Genomic DNA, 21,179 nt, shown 5'->3' with positions numbered 1-21,179 from the left:
TCAGCATGTCGTTCTCTAGGTCTTAAGTCTGAGGAAAATTATGTTGTTTACAGGTATACTTATAGTAAGAAACAGGGAATGACTGCATAAACAGGCATTTCTAAAAAAATCGATTTCAAGCAATCAGAATGTATATGAAATACGATATAATAGATGAAATATAGTGCATATAAATTCGCACATATAAATAAAGGAGCGATTTTGTTGACTGAACTCGAGAAAAAAGAACCTGTATCGATCGTGAAAGATAATAATGTAGAAGTAGTGGTTGATACAGTTATAAAAGATGCAGAATTAGAGGAACTGAATAAAGAAGCTGATCTTTATGTACAAAAGTTAAATAGCGAGCAAAATACAGATTTATCAAAAGTATTGTCTCAGCTAGGAGATTTAGGAGATAAAGAGCAACAAGCAGCAGGACAAACGTTGTCAGCATTAAAACGTCCTGTAACAGCGATGATGAATGGAAAGAACGAAGAAATTCCAAATACATTGTTAGAATTACGAAAAGTGGTATCAGAACTTGATCCGAATTCATTAAAAGCAAGTGGTATGAAGAAAATTATGTTTAAAGTATTCAAGAAAAATCCACTTGAAACATACGTGCATAAATATCAATCTATAGATAAGCAAATTGAGGAGATTATAAGATCCCTTCTAATTGGTCGTGACAACTTACAAGAAGATACAGTTGGTCTTGAAATGCTTAAAGAGCAATCGCATGATAAAATTCACGCTCTTGATAAGCAAGTATACTTAGGGAAAAAACTTGCTGGCATGCTGGAAGCTGAGAAACAAAATCCAGAACGTCAAAGAGATATTCCATTAATTAACGATGCGTTAGAAAAGATACTTGTACGTACACGTAATATGCAGCAAGCGAAAAGTGTTTTATTACAATCTATCGCATCTGTAGACATTATTAAGAAAAATAATGAAAAGTTAACAGAGGCAATTCGTAATGCAATTACGATGACGCAAAACGTTGTAACGGTTTCAGCTGCTATTCAGTTAGCGTTAACAAATCAACGGAAAACAATCGATGCAGTGAATGCGACAAATGAAGCAATTGAATCGATGGTATTAAGTAATTCTCAAGCGTTAAAACAAAATACAGAAGAAACGACAAAATTGCTTGAAAACCCTGCTATTAGCATGGATAAATTACGTGAATCATTCCAAAATGTGTTCGCTGCAATTGAAGCATCTGAAAAATCGTCAGAACGTATTATCGAGTCAAGTAAGAAGTTCGTTATTGAACTAGACACATTTAATGATGAGATGAAGCAGAAACTCATTCAGCGTCCAAGGAAATAACGGATTATTAGAGGAGGTGAACAAATGAGTTTCATTCAAACAGTATTATTACTACTCGGTACATTGCTTTTAATAGCATTTACTGTCGTTGTTTTAGTCGTATATTTCGGACGGAAGCTGTATTTTTCATGGACGAAGCCATATAAAAGAGCGCAAGATTCTTTAGACAAGTTATCAAACAAATCAATACCGTTTCTACAAGAATTTACACAACATCCACTGTTTTATCGCTGGATTCGCACTGAAGGAAAGAAAGAACAAAATACATTAAATACTCTATTTTGTGCATCAGGTCAACGTACGAGAGAACAAGTCTTCTCGATGTTACCGAAAGAAAAGCAGAAAAAAGTGCATGTAATGGCAAAAACTACGAAAAAGCTTACGAATGAAGATATTGATGTAGCTGCGATGAAAGTGAAAGATTTCTTAAGACAAGAGACACAGCAAACTGTAAAACCGACAGACTTATCATTTTACAAATTGTATTTTTATGACCGTTATCCAGACGCATTAAATACAATTCAAGCGTATAAACGCTCAATAAATCCTTCATTACAAAGAACGGTTGATGATATTACAATTTCAGTATTGAATGCACTTCCGTACTATCAAGAGCAACGCATGTTTGAACAACAACATAAACTTGAAACGTTCTTAATGAAAGATTTAACGGCCATGTTATCGTTGGTAGTACAATTACCACCTTCACAAAGACCAGAGAAAGAAGAAGAACTGAAAATCTACTTGGAAAATTTCCAAAAAGAAATGGAAGTAGTAGAGCGAGATATTCGCGACTCAATTGATCACGATTTAAATGTGAAGATGAGAGCAGCGACTGAGAAGTTTAAGAATAAATAACAAAAAGCGCCTTAAAAGCTAAGTATCACAGCTTTAGGGCGCTTTTTGTTATGAGATTTTATTTTGCACTAACGGTAGTATGACTAGAAGCCACACTTTCATTATGCAATCGATCAACTGCAGTTACGACATACGTATACGTTTCTCCAGAAATAGCGGTTTTATCTACATAAATTTCTCCAAGTGTTGTTTTTCTTACAGTAGTAAGTAAATTTTTCGGATTTTGTATATCCACTTCATTTTTCCCATTCGCGCGGTAAATAGCGTAATAAGTAGAATCATTATCTCTATTGTCAATGATACCGATTGCAATACCTTCATCTCTTGGAATGGCACCTTTTAAAGTCGGTTGTTTTGGTGGATCATGATCAAGCCAAGGCATAGGTGGAATTAATGCAGGATATTTATATATGTCTTTTGAGAGTCTATCTTTAGCTCCAAGTGGATTGTTATTAATATCTTTTAAGCTAAAATGCATACTACCTTTTATTTCAGGATATAGCCGGTTTAATGCAATTTGTCTTGGATATTCTTCTGGATCAGACCAAGCAGGGACGGAGTTATTATTAATTTTATAGGCCGCTTGACCGATGTATAGGTGAATCGGTTTGTTATTTGTTTCTTTAACCCACCAATCTACTAATATGTCATATGCAGCTGGGGTGAAACCTATATTCCAATATATTTGCGGTGTAATGTAGTCAATATATCCTTTTTGTATCCACTCACGTGTGTCAGCATAAAGGTCATCATAGTTTCTTTGGCCTGCGGTTGTGTTAGAGCCAGTCGGATCGTCAGCTATATTTCTCCATACGCCGAACGGACTAATGCCAAACTTTACATATGATTTTTCTTGTTTTATAGCAGTATTTAAATCTTTTACAAGTTCATTTACATTGTTACGTCGCCAATCTTCTATATTTGTAAATCTACCGTTATTATATGTTTCGTACGTTTTCTGATCTGGAAATTCTTCACCGGCTACTTTATATGGATAAAAATAATCATCCATATGCAGCGCATCAATATCGTAATTTTGCACGATTTCTAAAGCACCTTCTGTTATAAATTTTTTCACTTCTGGAATACCGGGATTGTAATATAACTTTCCGCCATAAGGGACAACCCAATTGGGATGTTGCCTTGCAGGGTGATTATTTGATAATCGATTTATATCGGTGTGATTCATCGTTATTCGGTATGGGTTAATCCAAGCGTGGAATTCTATATTTCTTTTATGAGTTTCTTCAATCATAAATGCAAGCGGGTCATAACCAGGATCTTTTCCTTGTGTTCCTGTAATGTATTCAGACCAAGGACCGTAATTTGAAGGATAGAAAGCATCAGCGGTTGGTTTAACTTGTACAACAACTGCATTCATACCAGTGCTTTTTACATCGTCTAATAATCTTATAAATTCTTGTTTCTGTTTTTCAATGGGTAAGCCAGTTTTTGAGGGCCAATCAATATTCAGAACAGATGCAATCCATACAGCACGTAATTCATGTTTTTTGTATGCAGTATTTACTTCAGCATAAGTAGAGTGAGGGGGAATGAAAGAGAAAGGGATGAACAAGATGACGATACAACATATCATTAATAAACGTTTAACGATCATTTATACGCCTCCCTATCATATGATTATTTAAAATAATATAGGAGGCGAGGTTGACTTTGCAATAGAGAAAATTGCATATTGAAACATTAATTTAATAGGAAAAATATTTTTAATGAAATTTACTTTCATTATAACTAAATTCATTTATTACTTCATATGCTTGTTAGTAAAGTGAAACTTCCTTTCATTTGAAGGGTAATAAATTATAAGTATAGGAGGATTAATAAATGAAAGTTTTGTTCGTCTGTTCTGGAGGAATGTCCAGTGCAATTGTTGTAAACGCTTTAAAAAAAGAAGCGGAGAAAAATGGTGTGAACATGGAAGTGCATGCAATTGGAACGAATGAGGTAGAGGAAGAAGTAAAGAATGGCTGGGATGTCGTAATGGTGGCACCTCAAATAAGACACCGATTTGACTCTGTAAAAAAATTTGCAGAGGAGGAATCTATTCCGTGTGGCATCATTCCACCGCAAGCATACACGCCACTTGGAGGCCCGACTTTATTAAAAACTGTAAATGAATTAATTAGTTAGGAGGAAGCGTTATGAATAAGTTTGTCACGTTTCTTGATAAAAACTTATCTGGCCCGATGGCAAGGCTTTCTGAGCAGAGGCATCTACAAGCAATCCGTGATGGAGTTATTTCGGCGTTACCATTTATTATAGTAGGAAGCTTTTTTTTAATAGTAGCATTTCCACCACTGCCGAAAGATAGTTTCATATCGGTTTGGGCATTAAAGAATCAAACAAGTATATTGATACCATATCGTTTAACTATGTTTATTATGTCCTTATATATAGCATTTGGAATAGGATATAATTTAGCGAAAAGTTATAAATTAGATGCTTTATCAGGAGCACAGCTTGCGGTATGTTCACTACTTTTAACATTAACGCCTGAGTTAATTGATAAAAAAGGATTCATGCTTCCGATGACAAATCTTGGAGGTCATGGATTATTTGTGACGATGATCGTCTCTATTTTATCAGTTGAGATTTTAAGGTTTTGTAAGAAGAATAACGTAACGATAAAAATGCCAGAACAAGTACCACCGTCAGTATCACGTTCATTTGAAGCACTTATACCTGCAGCATTCGTTATTATTATGATGAGTCTTATTACAGTCGTTTTTAAAGTTGATTTACATTACGTTGTAGATAAACTAGCCGCACCGTTAGTAAAAGCTGGTGATAGTTACTTTGGCGTTATTATACCTGTATTTTTAATTACGTTTTTCTGGTCTTTCGGGATACACGGAGTATCAGTTGTAGGTACTGTGGCAAGGCCACTTTGGGATGTGTATTTAGGAAAGAACGGTGAAGCTGTAGCAAGTGGAGCGAGTCATTTTCCGTTTATTGCACCAGAACCGTTTTATCAATGGTTTATTTGGATTGGTGGTTCGGGTGCAACGTTAGGGCTTGTGTTAGCTATGATTATATTTGGTCGATCAAAATATTCAAAAGCATTATCGAGAACATGTATTGTCCCTGGGATTTTTAATATAAATGAACCGGTTATATTCGGTTTGCCGATTGTATTAAATCCAATTTTAATTATTCCTTTCGTCATTACCCCGTTAGTAACAGCTACTATAGCGTATGCTGCAACCGCAATGGGATTTGTAACACCAACGCATATTATGCCGCCATGGACATTACCTGCTCCAATTGGTGCATATTTAGCAACAGGTGGAGATTGGCGTGCGATTGTATTAGTTTTTATAAATATAACAATATCGTTCCTTATTTATTTACCATTCTTTAAAATGTACGACAAAAATATGCTTGAAATCGAAAAGAATGGTGACGGAGAGTCGGTTAATCCTTAATCTACATGCTGTTATTTTGAGTGATAGACTTTTTGTCTATCACTTCTTTCACATTAAAACTAGAAAGGGGGAAATAGAATGAATATAAAATTTAGTTATAAAGGTGTGTTTTTATTACTATTTGGAGTGATTTGTGCAAATTTACTTTTTGTCCCTTTATTAGGCATGCTAAATTTATCACAAATGCATAGTATTTGGCTCGTTACAAGTATTGCGGCAAGCGTTTTGCTTACGGTAGTTGTTTCTTTCATTGATGGATCGTTTGCATCGAAAGCTCAGTTGTTTTTTAGATTTATATTGTTTTCGATTGGTTGTACGTTGGTTACTTACATGATTGTTTTTTAGTAAATAGGAGGTCATGCATGTTATGTATGTTGCAGGGGTAATGTCCGGTACTTCGTTAGACGGAATAGATGTAGCACTCGTTCATATAGATGGAAGCGGTGTAGATTCTAAAGTTGAACTCATCCATTTTACTACTGTGCCATTTTGTAATGATATGAAAAATGATATCCAGCAGGCATTATCAATAGAAAATTCAAATGTACAACTTATATGCAGTTTGAATTTTAAACTCGGTTTACGCTTCGCAAACGCTGTAAAGGAAGTTTGTAAAGAGGCCAATTTTCCTTTGAGACAATTAGATTTAATTGGTTCTCACGGACAAACGATTTATCATCAGCCACAGCAAGATGGAGGTATGATTCCTTCTACATTACAAATTGGAGAACCAGCAATTATAGCGTATGAAACGAATACGACGGTTATTTCTAATTTTCGAACGATGGACATGGCAGCTGGAGGACAAGGAGCACCACTTGTACCATATTCAGAGATTATTTTATATCGTCACCAAACTAAAAATAGACTACTACAAAATATCGGCGGGATTGGTAATGTGACTGTAATACCAAGTCAACTAAGTGAGAAAAGCGTTATAGCATTTGATACAGGTCCAGGTAATATGGTAATGGATGAAGTATGTCAAAGGTTGTTTCAGTTGTCATATGATCAAAATGGTAACATTGCAAAACAAGGAGTAGTTGTAGAAGAGGTTTTGACATATTGTATGAATCATCCATTTTTGAAAATGAATCCACCGAAATCAACTGGTAGAGAACAGTTTGGAGAAGAATTTGTCAGTGAGTTATTAAAGCGGTTTGAAAAGCATAGTAAAGAAAATATATTGACGACTGTCACAAGGTTTACAGCAAGTTCAATTGTTTATCATTATAAGGAGTTTATTCTGCCGTATTATGAAATCGATGAGGTAATTCTAGGTGGTGGCGGAAGTTATAATGATACACTTGTAGAAATGATACGGCATGGATTGAAAGAAGAAAAATGTGCATTATTCCTTCAAGAAGATATAGGCTATTCTTCAGAAGCGAAGGAAGCAATCGCCTTTGCCATTTTAGCAAATGAAACATATCATCGTAATCCGAGTAATGTGCCGAGCGCAACAGGTGCTAAGAATTCCGTAATTTTAGGGAATATAACATTCCCTCCATACGCAGATGAAAATGAGGCGAACATATGAAGTATATGATTGGAGTAGATGGCGGGGGAACGAAGACAGAGGCAATTGCATTTGATCAAGATGGAAATGAAGTTGTAAGAGGTACGAGCAGATTTGGAAATGTATTAATAGATTTTGACCAGGCACTTTTGCATATTATGGAAGCAATTAATCAATGCCAGAAGAGTTTAATGAATGAGCATTGCGTTTGTATTTGTTTAGGATTAGCTGGTATAAGCGGAGGGAATACAAATGAATTAACATTACGTTTAAAAAAGAAATACGGAACAAAAATTGAAATTTTTAATGATGCAATGATCGCGCATGCAGCTGCTTTAAAAGGTAAGGAGGGAATATTAACTATAGGTGGTACAGGTGCAATTTGTCTTGGAAAGAAAGGAGAAGTGTACGAGTATAGTGGTGGATGGGGACATATTTTAGGAGATGAAGGAAGCGGATATTGGATTGCATTACAAGGTTTAAAAAGAATGGCGAATCAATTTGATCAAGGAGTTGCACTTTGCCCATTAAGCTTAAGGATTCAAGATGAGTTTCAACTTTTGACACCGTCTCATATAAAAAGCTTAGTATATACTTCTTCTAAAGATAAAATTGCAGCAATCGCGCCATTAGTTATTCAGGAAGCGAGAAATGGCAATGATGATGCGTATGAAATTATGATGCAAGCTGGAAAGGAATTGGCAAGGATTACAGTAAGTGTTTATAACAAGTTGAACTTTAAGCACTCAACGCCAATTGCAGTAAGTGGCAGTATATTGCGTTTAGTTCCTGAAATATTTGCTGTATTTAAGAAATGCTGTGAAGATAGTATGAAAGAAATTACATTCGTATCACAAGCAGAAATGGCAGTGAAAGGAACATATTATTTAATGAGGGATATATATTTTTAAAAATAGTGTATGAGAATTTTTGTATGATTTGTAAAAATATGATGTTAAAATGTATAAAGGGATGTATGTTAAAAACGTACAATATACGTAATAATTGAATATTGTATATGTAATCCCATGTAGAAAGTGAATGATTACATGATTAATAGTATGCAGTTTTTATATTTGGTGGCTTCTTATTTAATTGGAAACATATTGACCGCTTATATAGTAACAAAATTGAGACATAACGTTGATATTAGGGATGAAGGAAGCGGAAATCCTGGCGCAAGAAATATGGGGCGCGTATATGGAAAAGGGTATTTCATCGCTACATTTTTAGGGGATGCGATTAAAGGGGCAATCGTTGTTGCTGTAGCAAAATATCTTTTTGAAGATCCTACATTCGTAATGTTAACATTATTGTCCGTTATTATTGGACATATTTACCCAGTTTTATTTAAAGGCAAGGGCGGTAAAGGTATTTCAACATTTATAGGAGGACTAATCGCATTTGATTATTTGATAGCGCTTACCCTCTTAGGCATTTTTATTGTATTTTATTTAATATTTAAAGGGTTTACGAAGCCAGGACTAATTACAATTGCTTGTTTACCAATTTGTATGATTCTTTATTCTTATTCTATTGTTACCACTATATTAAGTGGAATGATTATTGTACTTATTCTATATGTGAATCGAGAATAAAATGAATGTTTAATAAGTGGGGATAATCTCCACTTATCATTTTTTATTAAATAGATAAAGGAGATAAGGCATGGGGTTAATTTATAAAGTTGCTGATCAAGATTGGGAATTTGAAAGTATACATAAATTAAATTATAAAACTTTTGTGGAAGAGATACCACAACATGAAGAAACGAAAGACCGGTTTCGTATAGATCGGTTTCATAAAGAAAATACATATTTAATTTGTTTAGATGAGGATAGATTAGTAGGTATGGTCGCAGTGCGGGGAAAACGACCATTCTCGTTAGATTATAAAATCTCAAATTTAGATGTTTATTTGCAAGAGCATGGAGAAAAAATGTATGAAATTCGTTTACTTTCAGTAGAACGTGAATATAGAAATGGAAGAGCGTTGTTAGGATTAATTCGTTTTCTACATCGTTATTTGCTTCTAAATGGATATGAATTAGCACTCATTTCTGCAACAACACGTGAACTAGCTTTATATGAGCAAATGGGATTCAAATCTTTCCATACGTTAGTTGGTACAGAAGAAGCAGCCTTCCAGCCAATGTATGTTACCCCTGCTATGTTTGAAGAGTCGAGTGTTGGGGGGATTATGACGAAAGAATATACGTTTTTACCTGGTCCAGTAGATATTGAAGAGAACGTTCGAAAGGCATTTTCTACGCGGCCTATTTCGCATCGCTCTAAGTCATTTCAAGTGATGATGGACAATGTGAAAAAACGGTTACTTTATATGACAAAAGCAAAACATGTACAGCTTATGTTAGGAACAGGGACGTTAGCAAATGATGCGATTGCTTTACAGTTACGTTCTTTAAAAGGGAAAGGACTAGTATTAACAAATGGGGAATTTGGTAATAGATTAGTTGGACATGCAAAACGAGCACAGTTACATTTTGATACGTATAAAAAGGAAATGGGAGATCCATTTATTTATACCGAATTAGAAGAAATCATGACAACTGGAAATTATGAATGGATTTGGTTTGTTCATCATGAAACATCTACTGGAATGTTAAATGATTTAAACGAGCTAAATACTCTTTGTAACGAGAATCAAATAAAACTATGTGTAGATTGCATAAGCTCAATTGGAGCAATACCATTAGACTTGAAGGATGTGTATTTTGCGAGTGGTGTTAGCGGTAAAGCGATTAAATCATATACAGGAATTTCTTTCGTTTTTTATAACCACATTGTAAAAATAAACGAGGCTGTGCCAGCCTATATGGACATTGGCATGTATGAAGAAAATGAAAACATTCCATACTCACAATCATGGAATTTAATTTATGCATTGCAAGAAGCGTTGAAGAGATTTGAAGATGAAAAGGTATTTGTAAAAATTAAAGAGACATACGAATATGTTGAAGAAGTTATTACTGATATGGGCTTAAAGCTTGTTTCACCTAAAGAACATGCCGCGCCAATTATACTTACTATTGTATTAAGCGAAGACCATTCTTCTAAAGTAGTAGGCGATGCATTAGCATTACAAGGATACATCGTTCATTATGAGTCATCTTATTTACAAAAGAATAATTGGATCCAAATTGCATGTTTAAATCATTATAAAGAACGCGATATGAAGAGGATGTTAAATTGTTTGCAAATGTGTTTATTTCAGAGTGGGGTACATATATAAAGATTTTTTCTTTTCGTATAAAGGAGCTACGACTTACGAAAACTTAGAAATAGAACTTTGGAAGAGGTGTCAGTATGATAACTAGAAAACTACCATTACATATAGACGATATTAAAAAAGCTCACAAGATTCTAGATAGAAATGCTCGTAAAACGCCATTAGTAAAATCTTTTTATTTGACTAGTAAAACGGGCGGAGAAATACATTTGAAATTAGAAAATATGCAATTAACGGGTTCTTTTAAATTTCGTGGCGCATTTAATAAAATGTCACGGCTCACGGATCAAGAAAAAGAAAGAGGTGTAATCGCATGTTCAGCAGGTAATCATGCACAAGGAGTTGCATTATCTGCTCATTTACTCGGTATTAAGAGTAAAATTGTTATGCCAATTTCTGCACCTCAGGCAAAAGTTGAAGCAACAAAAGGATATGGATCTGAAGTGATTTTACATGGTGAAACCTTTGATGATGCAAAGGTAAAATGTGAAGAAATTATAAGGGAAACAGGTGAAACATACTTACATCCATATGATGATGTAGAGGTAATGGCTGGTCAAGGTACAATTGGATTAGACATTCTTGATGATATGTGGGATGTAGATACTGTCATTGTACCAATAGGTGGAGGCGGAATTATTTCTGGTATTTCTGTAGCATTAAAATCTTTTAATCCATCCATTAATATAATTGGTGTCCAAGCAGATAATGTTCATGGAATGAAGGCATCTTACGATAAAGGCGCAATCGTAGAACATTATGAGGCCCCTACTATTGCAGATGGTTGCGCAGTTAAAATACCAGGAGAATTAACATTTGAAATTGTAAAAGAATTAGTAGATGATATTGTAACTGTATCAGAAAAAGAGCTGGAAGTAGCGATGAAAGATTTATTACAACGTGGGAAAGCTGTTGTAGAAGGTGCAGGTGCATTAGCAACTGCTGCACTTCTTGCGGGAAAAGTTGATAGTTATATAAAAGGGAAAAAAGTAGTGGCTGTTATATCTGGTGGGAACGTGGACTTACAGCGCATATCAAGTGTATGTGAGCACTTTTTTGTCGCTAATGAAGTGAAATAGTTTTATGAAAGAAGAGCTAAGAGAAATGATCTTAGCTCTTACTTTTTGTCTACCATTTACTGTAAGTAGTAATAAACTTGCAGAATTTGCTGTCTAATGAATTGTTTTATTTAAGCGCCTATTTTTACACATATCTTTAATGTTACAATAATTATTTCAATATTGTCGAAACGTAAGCAGAAATTTAATATAATAGTTTTAATGTGCTAATGAGCGGTGAGGAGGGCAGGTCATGAATAAAGAAGAACAGGTCATGAACGGTTTCAGGGAATTATATAATAAGCTGGTTTGGCTTAATAAAGATAAGATGGAAGAAGGTCTTAAAGGGTTTAAGTCTTCTGAAGTCCACTGTATTGAATATATTGAAAACAATGCAGATTCTAACGTGACACAACTCGCAGAGGCTTTTTATGTGACTCGCGGTGCTATAAGTAGAATGACTAAGAAGCTCATACAAAAAGGCCTTGTTGAAAGCTACCAAAAGTCAGAAAATAAGAAAGAAATTTATTTTAAGCTTACCGAACAAGGGAAAGAAATTTATAAAATCCATGAAGATCTGCACAAAGAGTTTCAAGAGCGGGATAAAGCTGTATTTGAGCAAGTAACTGAAGAAGAATTCGACAGTATAATTAGCTTTGTGGAAAAGTATAGTAGACATTTGGATGCAGAAATAAAGAAACAAGGTATACATATTAAATCGTAATACATTTTAATAATAAAATGGCAGCCTTACTCTAATATGAGAATAGGCTGCTTTTTTATTATTTTATCTTTGTTGACTAATCAACAAAACAGGGTTATCATTTTGTTGACAAAGCAACAAAATATTTTAAGGAGAGAAGTTAAATGTCTATATTTAGATCACAAAATGAAAGGGAAACTGAAAAAAGCATAGATAAACATGCTTTACTATTCGGACTTATTTCTGTATTTCTTTGTGGTATAGGTTTCAGTATCATCATGCCTGTAGTCCCATTCTTAGTACAGCCATATACAAGTAATCCGGAAGAACAAGCATTAGTTGTTACACTACTAACTTCCGTATATGCGGCCTCCGTGTTTTTAGCTGCTCCAGCACTCGGGGCTTTAAGCGATAAGTATGGCCGTCGTCCATTACTTTTAATATGCTTATTTGGTTCTGCAATTGGGTACTTAGTTTTTGGCATAGGAGGAGCTTTATGGGTATTATTTGCTGGACGCATAATAGAAGGTATAACAGGTGGGAGCATAAGTACTATCTTCGCATATTTTGCAGACATCATTCCGAAAGAGCAGAGAACGAAATACTTTGGATGGGTGAGTGCAGTTGTAGGTGTGGGAACTATTATTGGACCAACTCTTGGGGGCTTACTTGCAAAGTTTGGTCATTCTGTACCTTTATACTTTGGAGCGTTCATAACTTTATTAAATGTTTTATATGGTATGAAATACATGCCTGAGAGCCTTGACAAAAATAACAGGTTAAAAGAGATTACTTTTGTAAGGTTAAATCCTTTTGCACAGCTAGCAAATATACTTTCCATGAAAAATTTAAAATGGTTACTTATCTCAGCGTTTTTACTTTGGATACCTAACGGATCTTTACAAGCAATTTTCACGCAATTTACAATGGATACTTTCAGTTGGAAACCTGCATTAATCGGACTTATGTTTTCAATTTTGGGCTTTCAAGACATTGTTTCACAAAGTTTTATCATGCCAAAGCTTTTAATCAATCTTAGTGATAAACAAATAGCAATTCTTGGGATGGTTTCGGAGATTATAGGATACAGTTTTATTGCAGCATCAGCTGTATTTTCACTCTCTCCACTACTTATCGTTGGAATGCTAATGTTTGGTTTTGGGGATTCAATTTTCGGGCCTTCATTCAACGGGATGCTTTCAAAGTCTGTCAATTCTAATGAACAAGGAAGGATTCAAGGTGGAAGCCAATCTATTCAAGCTTTAGCAAGAATGATTGGTCCGATTATTGGAGGACAAATCTATGTATCACTTGGTCATGCCGCACCTGCTTTTATGGGTATGATTCTTATAGTAGCGGCAATAGCAGTTTTGTATAAGGGAACGTATGAAACTGTATAACAGATAGATATAAGAACAAATAAAAGGGAGTCAGAACTTAGGAACAAGTGCTGATTCCCTATTTGTTTACGGTTTGAGAGCTAAGAGAAATGCTTTTGTTTAGGAATTTATTCTGCTATGCTCTCATGGTGAAGGGTAATATTCAGTGAGGTGGAACTATTATTAATTACAGTTAGCTTTATTTGAAAGTAAAAAGGTAGGTAAATGACTAGATAATTTCATTATGCTTGTGCTGAAGTAAATAATGATTCCATCTTTACTTTGCTCTTCTCTCGAATTTCAGCATCTGCATGGCGCATCACATATTTATGCGCTACAGCGATTGCTAAAACATCATCTAATAAGCCAATCCCAATAATAGCAGCTATATCTGGAATGAAATCGATTGTTAATACGTAATAAGATAAAGCGGCTAATATTATGAATTTCGCCTTAGTAGGTAATTCTTTCTTTTTCATTGTGTAGAATAAAATAATACTTTCATATACGCTAGATTTACCGAGGTTTACAGAGCTTTTTTTGAACTTTTTCCAAAGTGTCTGTTTCTCCATATAAACACTCCTTTTACAAAACATAGATTTTTTAAAAGGATGGACAAAGAAGTGAGAGATTAATCAATTTTATTGTTTTTCTTAATTATATATTTCCATAAAAATAGGGGATTACCTGTTTAAAATAATATAATGTGGATTATGTAACGATTCATAGTGTTCCGTTACATAGTATATATATTGTAAAATGTATGTGGATGATTTAGTTATTATTATGCATTTTATAAGCGGTATGGGGGAAGCAAAATGAAAATAATAGAACTACCAATTGAATTCGAATTTAACGGGCAAAAACAATGTGTTTATCCAAGTTTAATTATAGTACATAATGAATTAACATTAGTCGATACAGGATATACAAGTTTTTTACCTTTAATTGAAAATGCAATATTAAAACATGGATATGAGATGAAAAACTTAAAAAATATAATTATTACTCATTATGATGATGATCATCTAGGGGCTTTATATGATTTCAAAGTGAAATATCCTCAAATTAATATTATTGCTAGTGAAATTGAATCTAACTATATTAGTGGTGATATAAAATCAGAGAGGTTAGTTCAAGCTGAAGTAATGTTAGAACGTATGCCAAATGAAGAAAAAGAATTTGGTAAATGGTTTATACAACAGTTAAAAAATATAAAACATATTTCCGTCGATGAAAAAGTGCATGATGGTCAAATGATTTTGAATAATGAATGTCAAATAGTAGCGACGCCAGGACATACTTCGGGGCATATTTCATTATATTTTCCGAATTTAGATTGTGTAATTACGGGAGATGCGGCTGTTCAAGAGAATAGTGAGTTAGTAATAGCTAATCCGAATTTTTGTTTAGATATAGAAAAAGCGAAACAGTCTTTAAATAGGATTAAAAGTTTTAAAGCAGCAGAGTATTATTGCTATCATGGAGGAAAGCTTACTGTATAAACTAATGAAAACCGGTCTTTCCTAAATCGAAAAGATCGGTTTTTTAGTTCATATATTTTGCGATTTCAACCAAATCAGTAACATTATATTTCGGTAAAATTGAAATATATATGTAAAGAAGAATATATATAATTTGAGCAAGGGTATAGGGGGGAGAAGATGGGTTCGTTATTTGCTGTAATAGCAAAATTAAGAAGTTCATTTTGTCTTCTACTAACATGGAAGCATTAATAAAATCTGAGAAAAAGCAAAAAGAATTTGTTCATCTAGTACAGGATGAATATAAAAAAAGAAGATAAGAATTTTTTTATTTTTCATATTTGGCGAAACAAATGGTACAATGAAAGCTAATGTGAAAAATAAGGAAAAGAAGTGGTCTATTTGAAAAACTTTTTAGAATTAGGAATTAGTGAAACTTTTAATCATACATTACGTGAAAATGGAATTACAGAAGCAACACCAATTCAAGAGAAGGCAATTCCTGTTATTATGTCAGGTAAAGATATTATTGGGCAGGCGAAAACAGGAACGGGTAAAACGTTAGCATTCGTGTTACCGATTTTAGAAAAAATCGATCCAGAGTCTAGTGATGTTCAGGCCTTAATTGTTGCACCAACAAGGGAACTAGCTCTGCAAATTACAACTGAAATTAAAAAAATGCTTGTTCAAAGAGAAGATATTAATGTACTAGCGATTTATGGTGGGCAAGATGTAGCACAACAATTGAGAAAATTAAAAGGTAATACACATATTGTTGTTGCAACACCAGGACGATTATTAGATCATATACGACGTGAAACAATTGATTTAAGTAATCTTTCAACGATTGTACTAGATGAAGCGGATCAAATGCTTTATTTCGGTTTCTTATATGATATTGAAGATATTTTAGATGAGACACCAGGTAGTAAACAAACGATGTTATTCTCAGCAACGATGCCAAAAGATATTAAAAAATTAGCGAAACGTTATATGGATGAGCCGCAAATGATTCAAGTACAAAGTGAAGAAGTAACGGTTGATACAATTGAGCAGCGTGTCATTGAGACGACAGACCGTGCAAAGCCAGATGCACTTCGTTTTGTTATGGATCGTGATCAGCCATTTTTAGCTGTTATTTTCTGTCGTACAAAGGTTAGAGCAAGTAAGCTTTATGATAATTTAAAAGGATTAGGTTATAATTGTGCTGAACTTCATGGTGATATACCTCAAGCGAAACGTGAAAGAGTTATGAAGAGTTTCCGCGAAGCTAAAATTCAGTACTTAATCGCAACGGATGTAGCAGCTCGTGGACTTGATGTAGATGGTGTAACGCACGTATTTAACTTTGACATCCCTGAAGATGTAGAAAGTTATATTCACCGTATTGGCCGAACAGGACGTGCAGGTGGATCAGGTCTTGCAATTACGTTCGTTGCAGCGAAAGATGAAAAACATTTAGAAGAAATTGAAAAAACGCTTGGTGCACCAATACAAAGAGAAATAATCGAACAACCGAAGATAAAACGTGTAGATGAAAACGGAAAACCGGTACCAAAGCCAGCTCCGAAGAAATCAGGTCAAAATCGTCAAAGAGATAGCCGCGAAGGTTCAAGAAGTGAATCAAGACGTGATTCAAGAAATAGCTCAAGAAGTGATTCAAGAAATAGTTCTAGAAATGAAAATAACCGATCATTTAATAAGCCAAGTAATAAAAAAGGTAGTACAAAGCAAGGTCAGCAAAGACGTGGCCGTTAAATAGTTATAATTGTAAAAGAGTCGCAAAATATTGTGGCTCTTTTTTGTTTGTATACAACAAGGATGATGGCAAGAAAAAAACAAAATTTCATTCACCGCATTTGAAATTTATAAAGGGAATTTTATAGTCCAAAACCATTAGTGCAAGGGTATTACTATCATTCAGCAGAACACTTTGGTTAAAAGAAAAGGTATTGAAGCGAGCGAGTATTTTCATTATACATTCCGCAATTATTGAAATAGAACAAGAGAAGTTTATGAAGGATTAAACTCGTATTGGTGTACGATCGTTGGAAACTGGAAAACTAATTTGTTAGTTTTGATCGATGAGGAACTCGAGAAGCACCACTGCCATCCTTATGGGGAAATTGCTTACGACGACGATGAAGGTAATGTAGTGATAATATGCGAAATAAGAAAAAAGGACTAGCAGTCGTACCTGCCGTCCTTTAATAGGAGAAAAGTAATCTTGTTTAGAACTACGCATAAACAGAAAATCTGCTTGTAATTAGTTTTACCCTAAATATACGTGTCTATACAAAAAAGGGATAAGTAAAAGATACTTATCCCCGGAAGGGAAATCCCAAGCACCAAAATGGCTCGTATTGGTCTGCAGGTTCAAAAGTAGTATATGTAAAACGAAAAATCTCATACAAAAAGCAGACAACGATTTTGGTTGTCTGCCAGTGAGTTCAATGAGTTAGCTAATTGTGATAATTTGCATCCCCATTGCGAGAAGAGTGAAGCTGCTAGTTCAAACAGCTTGTTGGTATTATTTTCGATTTCTTAAAAAATATACAGAGAAAGTAGATAAGTGAAGAACCTACCTGTTTTTGCTGTAACAAAAGAAAGAGGTATTGGCCGTGGACACGGCGGCTTGAAAATAGTATGTATTTTTATTTGGAAAATATTCACGGGGTGAAGAAACGTGGAATGTTTGATAAAGGTGTTTGTGAAATTAATCAGCTAATTAGTAAAACAAAATAGTTATTTGGAAGAAAAGGAAAATGAATATGAGATGAATTGAAGCTGTTGAAAAATTACTTGAAGTGATGAAAGAATGCTTTTGGAACGGAACATCTTTAAAGGGTGAAGCTAATGATTTTAATATTGTATCTTGGCTGATTGAAGAAGCGACGCGTAAAACAAAATAAAGATTTCATTTTGTAGCAATGGAGAATAGATATGTGTACTTATTGGGGGAAAGTAGATAAAGAGTTCTTTAAGAGGCAAGAACCGGAACAAAATAAAAGAGCGGCTAGCAAAAGCTAACTGCTCAATACAAGGAGATACAGAGAAGACTACTTTAAATGAATGTTGGCATACAGCCCACATTCAGTATTGACCGAATATTTATTTTAAATTCAATTTATTTAAAGTAAACATCCCAACAGATAAAATGGTTGCGCCTGCTACAGAACCTAGCCAGTCTCTCCAGCCTAATGTATTTAAAGATGCATCTGTTAAATCCGTAATTAAGAAGATAGCAAACATTAATACACCAAATGCTAAGCATCCCCAAAATGTTTGCAAATATTTAATCATCTTCTTTCGGAACTTGCTCATATAAATCACCCTTATTAATAATTTATATTTTTATAAATAAATTATCACATATACAAAAATTAAAAGTGCGAAATATGCAATATTACATATTGGAACTCAACAAAATACTCCATTGATAAGTACATAGATCGAACGGAGGCATCGTTCTTTTCCTAAAATGAAAGGTGACGATAAGAAACATGAGATACGTTTTAAACAAATTGAGCGGACGTTAAAAAATAAAAATTTATAAAGGAAATAGAAAGTATGGTGTTGTATATGTACGATAATAGGAAACTTTTTGCAAACTAAACATATAATTTTAATAGACCGACAGTCGGTCTGATGGGAAGGAGAACTTGAATGCGAATTGTAAAGGAGTATGAGGAGCGTAGAAAGGAAATTTTAGAAACAGCTGAGCGTTTGTTTCTTACGAAAGGTTATACGAAAACAACCGTGAATGATATTTTAAAAGAAATTGGTATAGCAAAGGGGACGTTTTATCATTATTTTAAGTCGAAGGAGGAAGTAATGGATGAAATCATTATGAGGATTATTAAAGAGGATGTCACTAAGGCGAAAAGGATTGTCTCCAATCCCGATATCCCCGTTTTAGATAAGTTATTTAAAATTTTAATGGAACAATCACCAAAATCAGGAGATGTCAAAGAAAAAATGATTGAACAATTCCATCAACCAAATAATGCAGAAATGCATCAGAAAAGTTTAGTGCAATCCATTATACATTTATCTCCTGTATTAACGGAAGTTTTAGAGCAAGGAATAGAAGAAGGCATATTTTCTACTCCATACCCACAAGAAACAATTGAATTATTACTCTCTTCAGCACAAGTCATATTTGATGATGGTTTATTCCAGTGGAAACCGGAAGAAATGATGAGAAGAGCTAAGGCTTATATTAAAATGATGGAAGTATCTGTTGGAGCGAAAGAAGGGTCCTTTGATTATATGATCGAGGTTTTAATGAAACAGAAATAGCTTTTTTCTGTTTGGGTGTTATAGACCGGCAGTCGGTCTAGACTAAATGAAGGATGTGATGAAGATGCCAGCAAGTATTCAATCTTCCTTGAAAGATTTTCACTTAATGGTAAGTGGTCAAATTATTACTATTTTAGGTTCAACACTATTACGTTTTGCACTGTCTTTATATGTGCTAGATATAACAGGACGTGCCGATATATTTGCAGGGTTATATGCCATAACGAGTATCCCGTTTTTGTTAGCTCCTCTTGGCGGAGCGATAGCAGATCGTTTCAACCGCCGTAATGTAATGGTCATTTTGGATTTTATAAACGCTGCTATTGTATTAAGTTTTATAGTTTTGTTATTAACTGAATCGGTATCTATTTTATTGATTGGAGCAATTATGTTTTTACTAGCAGTCATTAGTGCAATGTACTCACCAGTTGTTATGGCAAGTATTCCGCAATTAGTTCCAGAGAAAAAGTTAGAACAAGCAAACGGTATCATAAATGGTGTGCAAGCATTATCTAATATAGTTGCACCTGTACTAGGAGGAATATTATATGGCATAATTGGTTTGAAAATGCTCGTAATAACAAGTTGTCTTGCTTTCTTTTTATCTGCAATTTTAGAAATGTTTATTACAATACCTTTTATAAAAAGAGCGCAAGAAAGCCATATCATACCGACAATTGTAAAAGATATGAAAAAAGGTTTTCTTTATGTTTTAAAGCAACCTTTTATTTTGAAGGCTATGTTACTTGCAGCTTTACTAAACTTAATTTTGACACCGTTATTTGTTGTTGGAGGACCTATTATGTTACGAGTAACTATGCAGAGTAGCGATACGATGTATGGAATTGGAATGGGATTAATTGATTTTGCAACCATATTAGGGGCATTGTCAATCGGTTTCTTTGCTAAAAAGTTACAGATGAAAACATTATATAATTGGATGCTTATCATAGCTTTATTAGTAATGCCAGTGGCACTATCAGTTACACCGTTTATTCTTAATTTAGGATACTATCCACCATTTATCCTCTTTATACTTTCTTCTCTTCTAATCGCAATGATTATGACAATTGTATCCATTTATGTGATTACTGTAGTCCAAAAGAAAACACCAAATGAAAATCTAGGAAAAGTGATGGCATTTATAACAGCGGTATCTCAATGTATGGCACCAATTGGGCAAGTCGTATATGGTTTTATGTTTGAAGGATTCAGTACGAAAATTTATTTACCTATATTTGCTATTAGTTTCATAATGATAATAATAGCGGTGGTGACGAAGAAAATATTAAGAAATGAAGGGAACTAGCTTCATATGCTTAGAGTATTAGCGAAACCCAATCCTAATCAATTCTTCATCATTTATTTCAATTACGAATCTATATTCTTTGTCTAATAGCCAGTAATAAAAACTGACTGCATCAACGTCAACTAGTGATTGGAATACTTTATCAAGATTTGTACTTACTACAGGGATTTCATAGTTATCCCGTATTATAAAAATCTGTTCGTCAAAATCTAGTTGGTTTGCTCTAATAAGGGAAATTAGTTGTTCTTTGTTCGAAGCTATGAATTGATTATCTATCTGTTCCCAATCTATTCTTCCCGAGACAATTATAGGAAATGAATTCATTAAAATAGTAGCAATCTGCTGGCTTTTTTCTTGGGAGAAAATGAGAGTTTCGTTTCCTAGGGATTCAAGGCATTCACTAAACAAAGGGTTTGTGTCATTGTTGTTTTTGGTTTTCAGTGCTCTTAACTTTTGTCGCAATTTCCATTGTCTTGACGATCTATCATCCATTTTTAACATTCCTTATACAATTATTTAAGAATGAGTATAGCATATAAGGGAAGTCTTTATGAA

20 protein-coding genes are annotated in these 21,179 nt (G+C 34.1%); 16 read left to right on the top strand and 4 right to left on the bottom strand.

From position 1 onward, the window contains the following. The first annotated feature begins 204 nt into the window (after nt 1-204). Together HFD78_RS23920 and HFD78_RS23915 are read left to right on the top strand one after the other, a co-directional pair. The gene (locus tag HFD78_RS23920) at nt 205-1,317 is read left to right on the top strand and encodes a toxic anion resistance protein (RefSeq protein ID WP_000137396.1); all 1,113 of its coding nucleotides are present in this window, start codon (nt 205-207) and stop codon (nt 1,315-1,317) included. 24 nt (nt 1,318-1,341) lie between these two features. After that, nucleotides 1,342-2,175, top strand: a complete 834-nt coding sequence (locus HFD78_RS23915) for a DUF3974 domain-containing protein (RefSeq protein WP_000008378.1) — start codon at nt 1,342-1,344, stop codon at nt 2,173-2,175. 58 nt (nt 2,176-2,233) lie between these two features. Here the strand turns inward: HFD78_RS23915 and HFD78_RS23910 are convergent, their stop codons facing one another. Beyond that, entirely contained in the window at nt 2,234-3,793 is a 1,560-nt protein-coding gene (locus tag HFD78_RS23910; protein ID WP_000636012.1) for a glycoside hydrolase family 10-like protein, read from the bottom strand. 227 nt (nt 3,794-4,020) lie between these two features. Between HFD78_RS23910 and HFD78_RS23905 the strand changes: the two genes are divergently transcribed. The 10 genes from HFD78_RS23905 to HFD78_RS23860 all read left to right on the top strand — a co-directional run bounded on the left by HFD78_RS23905 (nt 4,021) and on the right by HFD78_RS23860 (nt 13,550). After that, entirely contained in the window at nt 4,021-4,326 is a 306-nt protein-coding gene (locus HFD78_RS23905; protein WP_000865907.1) for a PTS sugar transporter subunit IIB, read from the top strand. An 11-nt stretch (nt 4,327-4,337) separates the two neighbouring features. After that, entirely contained in the window at nt 4,338-5,621 is a 1,284-nt protein-coding gene (locus tag HFD78_RS23900; protein ID WP_001032294.1) for a PTS sugar transporter subunit IIC, read from the top strand. 78 nt (nt 5,622-5,699) lie between these two features. After that, nucleotides 5,700-5,966, top strand: coding sequence for a hypothetical protein (locus HFD78_RS23895; RefSeq protein ID WP_001021966.1), 267 nt, complete (start codon nt 5,700-5,702; stop codon nt 5,964-5,966). Nucleotides 5,967-5,988: 22 nt separating this feature from the next. After that, on the top strand, nt 5,989-7,161 hold the full coding sequence (anmK, locus tag HFD78_RS23890; protein WP_000289011.1) for an anhydro-N-acetylmuramic acid kinase AnmK: 1,173 nt from the start codon (nt 5,989-5,991) through the stop codon (nt 7,159-7,161). After that, nucleotides 7,158-8,051 carry a BadF/BadG/BcrA/BcrD ATPase family protein gene (locus HFD78_RS23885; protein WP_000876621.1) on the top strand — a complete coding sequence of 298 codons (894 nt, stop codon included), beginning with the start codon at nt 7,158-7,160 and terminating at the stop codon, nt 8,049-8,051. Before anmK ends, HFD78_RS23885 begins: the two co-directional genes overlap by 4 nt. A gap of 138 nt (nt 8,052-8,189) precedes the next feature. Further along, on the top strand, nt 8,190-8,738 hold the full coding sequence (plsY, locus tag HFD78_RS23880; RefSeq protein ID WP_000610873.1) for a glycerol-3-phosphate 1-O-acyltransferase PlsY: 549 nt from the start codon (nt 8,190-8,192) through the stop codon (nt 8,736-8,738). Between the two features lie 70 nt (nt 8,739-8,808). Further along, a complete protein-coding gene (locus tag HFD78_RS23875) occupies nt 8,809-10,392 on the top strand; it encodes an aminotransferase class V-fold PLP-dependent enzyme (RefSeq protein ID WP_000523045.1) in 1,584 nt (527 codons plus the stop codon). Between the two features lie 74 nt (nt 10,393-10,466). Beyond that, nucleotides 10,467-11,468, top strand: a complete 1,002-nt coding sequence (tdcB, locus tag HFD78_RS23870) for a bifunctional threonine ammonia-lyase/L-serine ammonia-lyase TdcB (RefSeq protein ID WP_000632959.1) — start codon at nt 10,467-10,469, stop codon at nt 11,466-11,468. A gap of 232 nt (nt 11,469-11,700) precedes the next feature. Beyond that, a complete protein-coding gene (locus HFD78_RS23865; RefSeq protein WP_001030900.1) occupies nt 11,701-12,171 on the top strand; it encodes a MarR family transcriptional regulator in 471 nt (156 codons plus the stop codon). A gap of 143 nt (nt 12,172-12,314) precedes the next feature. Then, nucleotides 12,315-13,550 carry an MFS transporter gene (locus HFD78_RS23860; protein ID WP_000021826.1) on the top strand — a complete coding sequence of 412 codons (1,236 nt, stop codon included), beginning with the start codon at nt 12,315-12,317 and terminating at the stop codon, nt 13,548-13,550. A gap of 221 nt (nt 13,551-13,771) precedes the next feature. Here HFD78_RS23860 and HFD78_RS23855 read toward each other — a convergent pair whose 3' ends face one another. Continuing rightward, the gene (locus HFD78_RS23855) at nt 13,772-14,101 is read right to left on the bottom strand and encodes a YkvA family protein (RefSeq protein ID WP_000415089.1); all 330 of its coding nucleotides are present in this window, start codon (nt 14,099-14,101) and stop codon (nt 13,772-13,774) included. Between the two features lie 246 nt (nt 14,102-14,347). Here HFD78_RS23855 and HFD78_RS23850 point away from each other — a divergent pair, with 246 nt between their 5' ends. Together HFD78_RS23850 and HFD78_RS23845 are read left to right on the top strand one after the other, a co-directional pair. Beyond that, nucleotides 14,348-15,034, top strand: coding sequence for an MBL fold metallo-hydrolase (locus HFD78_RS23850; protein ID WP_000691175.1), 687 nt, complete (start codon nt 14,348-14,350; stop codon nt 15,032-15,034). A 372-nt stretch (nt 15,035-15,406) separates the two neighbouring features. Beyond that, on the top strand, nt 15,407-16,771 hold the full coding sequence (locus HFD78_RS23845) for a DEAD/DEAH box helicase (protein WP_002196494.1): 1,365 nt from the start codon (nt 15,407-15,409) through the stop codon (nt 16,769-16,771). A 1,353-nt stretch (nt 16,772-18,124) separates the two neighbouring features. Here HFD78_RS23845 and HFD78_RS23840 read toward each other — a convergent pair. After that, complete coding sequence (locus HFD78_RS23840; RefSeq protein WP_000033159.1) at nt 18,125-18,337, bottom strand: hypothetical protein; 213 nt, start codon at nt 18,335-18,337, stop codon at nt 18,125-18,127. Between the two features lie 342 nt (nt 18,338-18,679). Between HFD78_RS23840 and HFD78_RS23835 the strand changes: the two genes are divergently transcribed. Further along, complete coding sequence (locus HFD78_RS23835; RefSeq protein ID WP_001223580.1) at nt 18,680-19,315, top strand: TetR/AcrR family transcriptional regulator; 636 nt, start codon at nt 18,680-18,682, stop codon at nt 19,313-19,315. A 64-nt stretch (nt 19,316-19,379) separates the two neighbouring features. Beyond that, nucleotides 19,380-20,624: an MFS transporter gene (locus HFD78_RS23830; RefSeq protein ID WP_001111715.1), complete on the top strand. Its 1,245-nt coding sequence runs from the start codon at nt 19,380-19,382 to the stop codon at nt 20,622-20,624. A gap of 18 nt (nt 20,625-20,642) precedes the next feature. On the opposite strand, the gene HFD78_RS23825 is transcribed toward HFD78_RS23830, so the two are convergent. Beyond that, the gene (locus HFD78_RS23825) at nt 20,643-21,116 is read right to left on the bottom strand and encodes a CDI toxin immunity protein (protein WP_000342727.1); all 474 of its coding nucleotides are present in this window, start codon (nt 21,114-21,116) and stop codon (nt 20,643-20,645) included. Nucleotides 21,117-21,179: the final 63 nt, after the last annotated feature.

Origin of the sequence: Bacillus sp. EKM501B (assembly GCF_011800505.1) — a bacterium.
In the GTDB taxonomy this organism is placed as follows: domain Bacteria; phylum Bacillota; class Bacilli; order Bacillales; family Bacillaceae_G; genus Bacillus_A; species Bacillus_A cereus.
The sequence above is the reverse complement of the archived record's forward strand: the minus strand, read 5'-3'. Positions and strand labels throughout refer to the sequence as shown.

Excerpts from the sequence above, each read along its gene's own strand:
- HFD78_RS23915 (WP_000008378.1), top strand. The coding sequence starts at position 1,342 with ATGAGTTTCATTCAAACAGTATTATTACTACTCGGTACATTGCTTTTA.
- HFD78_RS23910 (WP_000636012.1), bottom strand. The coding sequence starts at position 3,793 with ATGATCGTTAAACGTTTATTAATGATATGTTGTATCGTCATCTTGTTC.
- HFD78_RS23905 (WP_000865907.1), top strand. The coding sequence starts at position 4,021 with ATGAAAGTTTTGTTCGTCTGTTCTGGAGGAATGTCCAGTGCAATTGTT.
- HFD78_RS23900 (WP_001032294.1), top strand. The coding sequence starts at position 4,338 with ATGAATAAGTTTGTCACGTTTCTTGATAAAAACTTATCTGGCCCGATG.
- HFD78_RS23895 (WP_001021966.1), top strand. The coding sequence starts at position 5,700 with ATGAATATAAAATTTAGTTATAAAGGTGTGTTTTTATTACTATTTGGA.
- anmK (WP_000289011.1), top strand. The coding sequence starts at position 5,989 with ATGTATGTTGCAGGGGTAATGTCCGGTACTTCGTTAGACGGAATAGAT.
- HFD78_RS23885 (WP_000876621.1), top strand. The coding sequence starts at position 7,158 with ATGAAGTATATGATTGGAGTAGATGGCGGGGGAACGAAGACAGAGGCA.
- plsY (WP_000610873.1), top strand. The coding sequence starts at position 8,190 with ATGATTAATAGTATGCAGTTTTTATATTTGGTGGCTTCTTATTTAATT.
- HFD78_RS23875 (WP_000523045.1), top strand. The coding sequence starts at position 8,809 with ATGGGGTTAATTTATAAAGTTGCTGATCAAGATTGGGAATTTGAAAGT.
- tdcB (WP_000632959.1), top strand. The coding sequence starts at position 10,467 with ATGATAACTAGAAAACTACCATTACATATAGACGATATTAAAAAAGCT.
- HFD78_RS23865 (WP_001030900.1), top strand. The coding sequence starts at position 11,701 with ATGAATAAAGAAGAACAGGTCATGAACGGTTTCAGGGAATTATATAAT.
- HFD78_RS23860 (WP_000021826.1), top strand. The coding sequence starts at position 12,315 with ATGTCTATATTTAGATCACAAAATGAAAGGGAAACTGAAAAAAGCATA.
- HFD78_RS23855 (WP_000415089.1), bottom strand. The coding sequence starts at position 14,101 with ATGGAGAAACAGACACTTTGGAAAAAGTTCAAAAAAAGCTCTGTAAAC.
- HFD78_RS23850 (WP_000691175.1), top strand. The coding sequence starts at position 14,348 with ATGAAAATAATAGAACTACCAATTGAATTCGAATTTAACGGGCAAAAA.
- HFD78_RS23840 (WP_000033159.1), bottom strand. The coding sequence starts at position 18,337 with ATGAGCAAGTTCCGAAAGAAGATGATTAAATATTTGCAAACATTTTGG.
- HFD78_RS23835 (WP_001223580.1), top strand. The coding sequence starts at position 18,680 with ATGCGAATTGTAAAGGAGTATGAGGAGCGTAGAAAGGAAATTTTAGAA.
- HFD78_RS23830 (WP_001111715.1), top strand. The coding sequence starts at position 19,380 with ATGCCAGCAAGTATTCAATCTTCCTTGAAAGATTTTCACTTAATGGTA.
- HFD78_RS23825 (WP_000342727.1), bottom strand. The coding sequence starts at position 21,116 with ATGGATGATAGATCGTCAAGACAATGGAAATTGCGACAAAAGTTAAGA.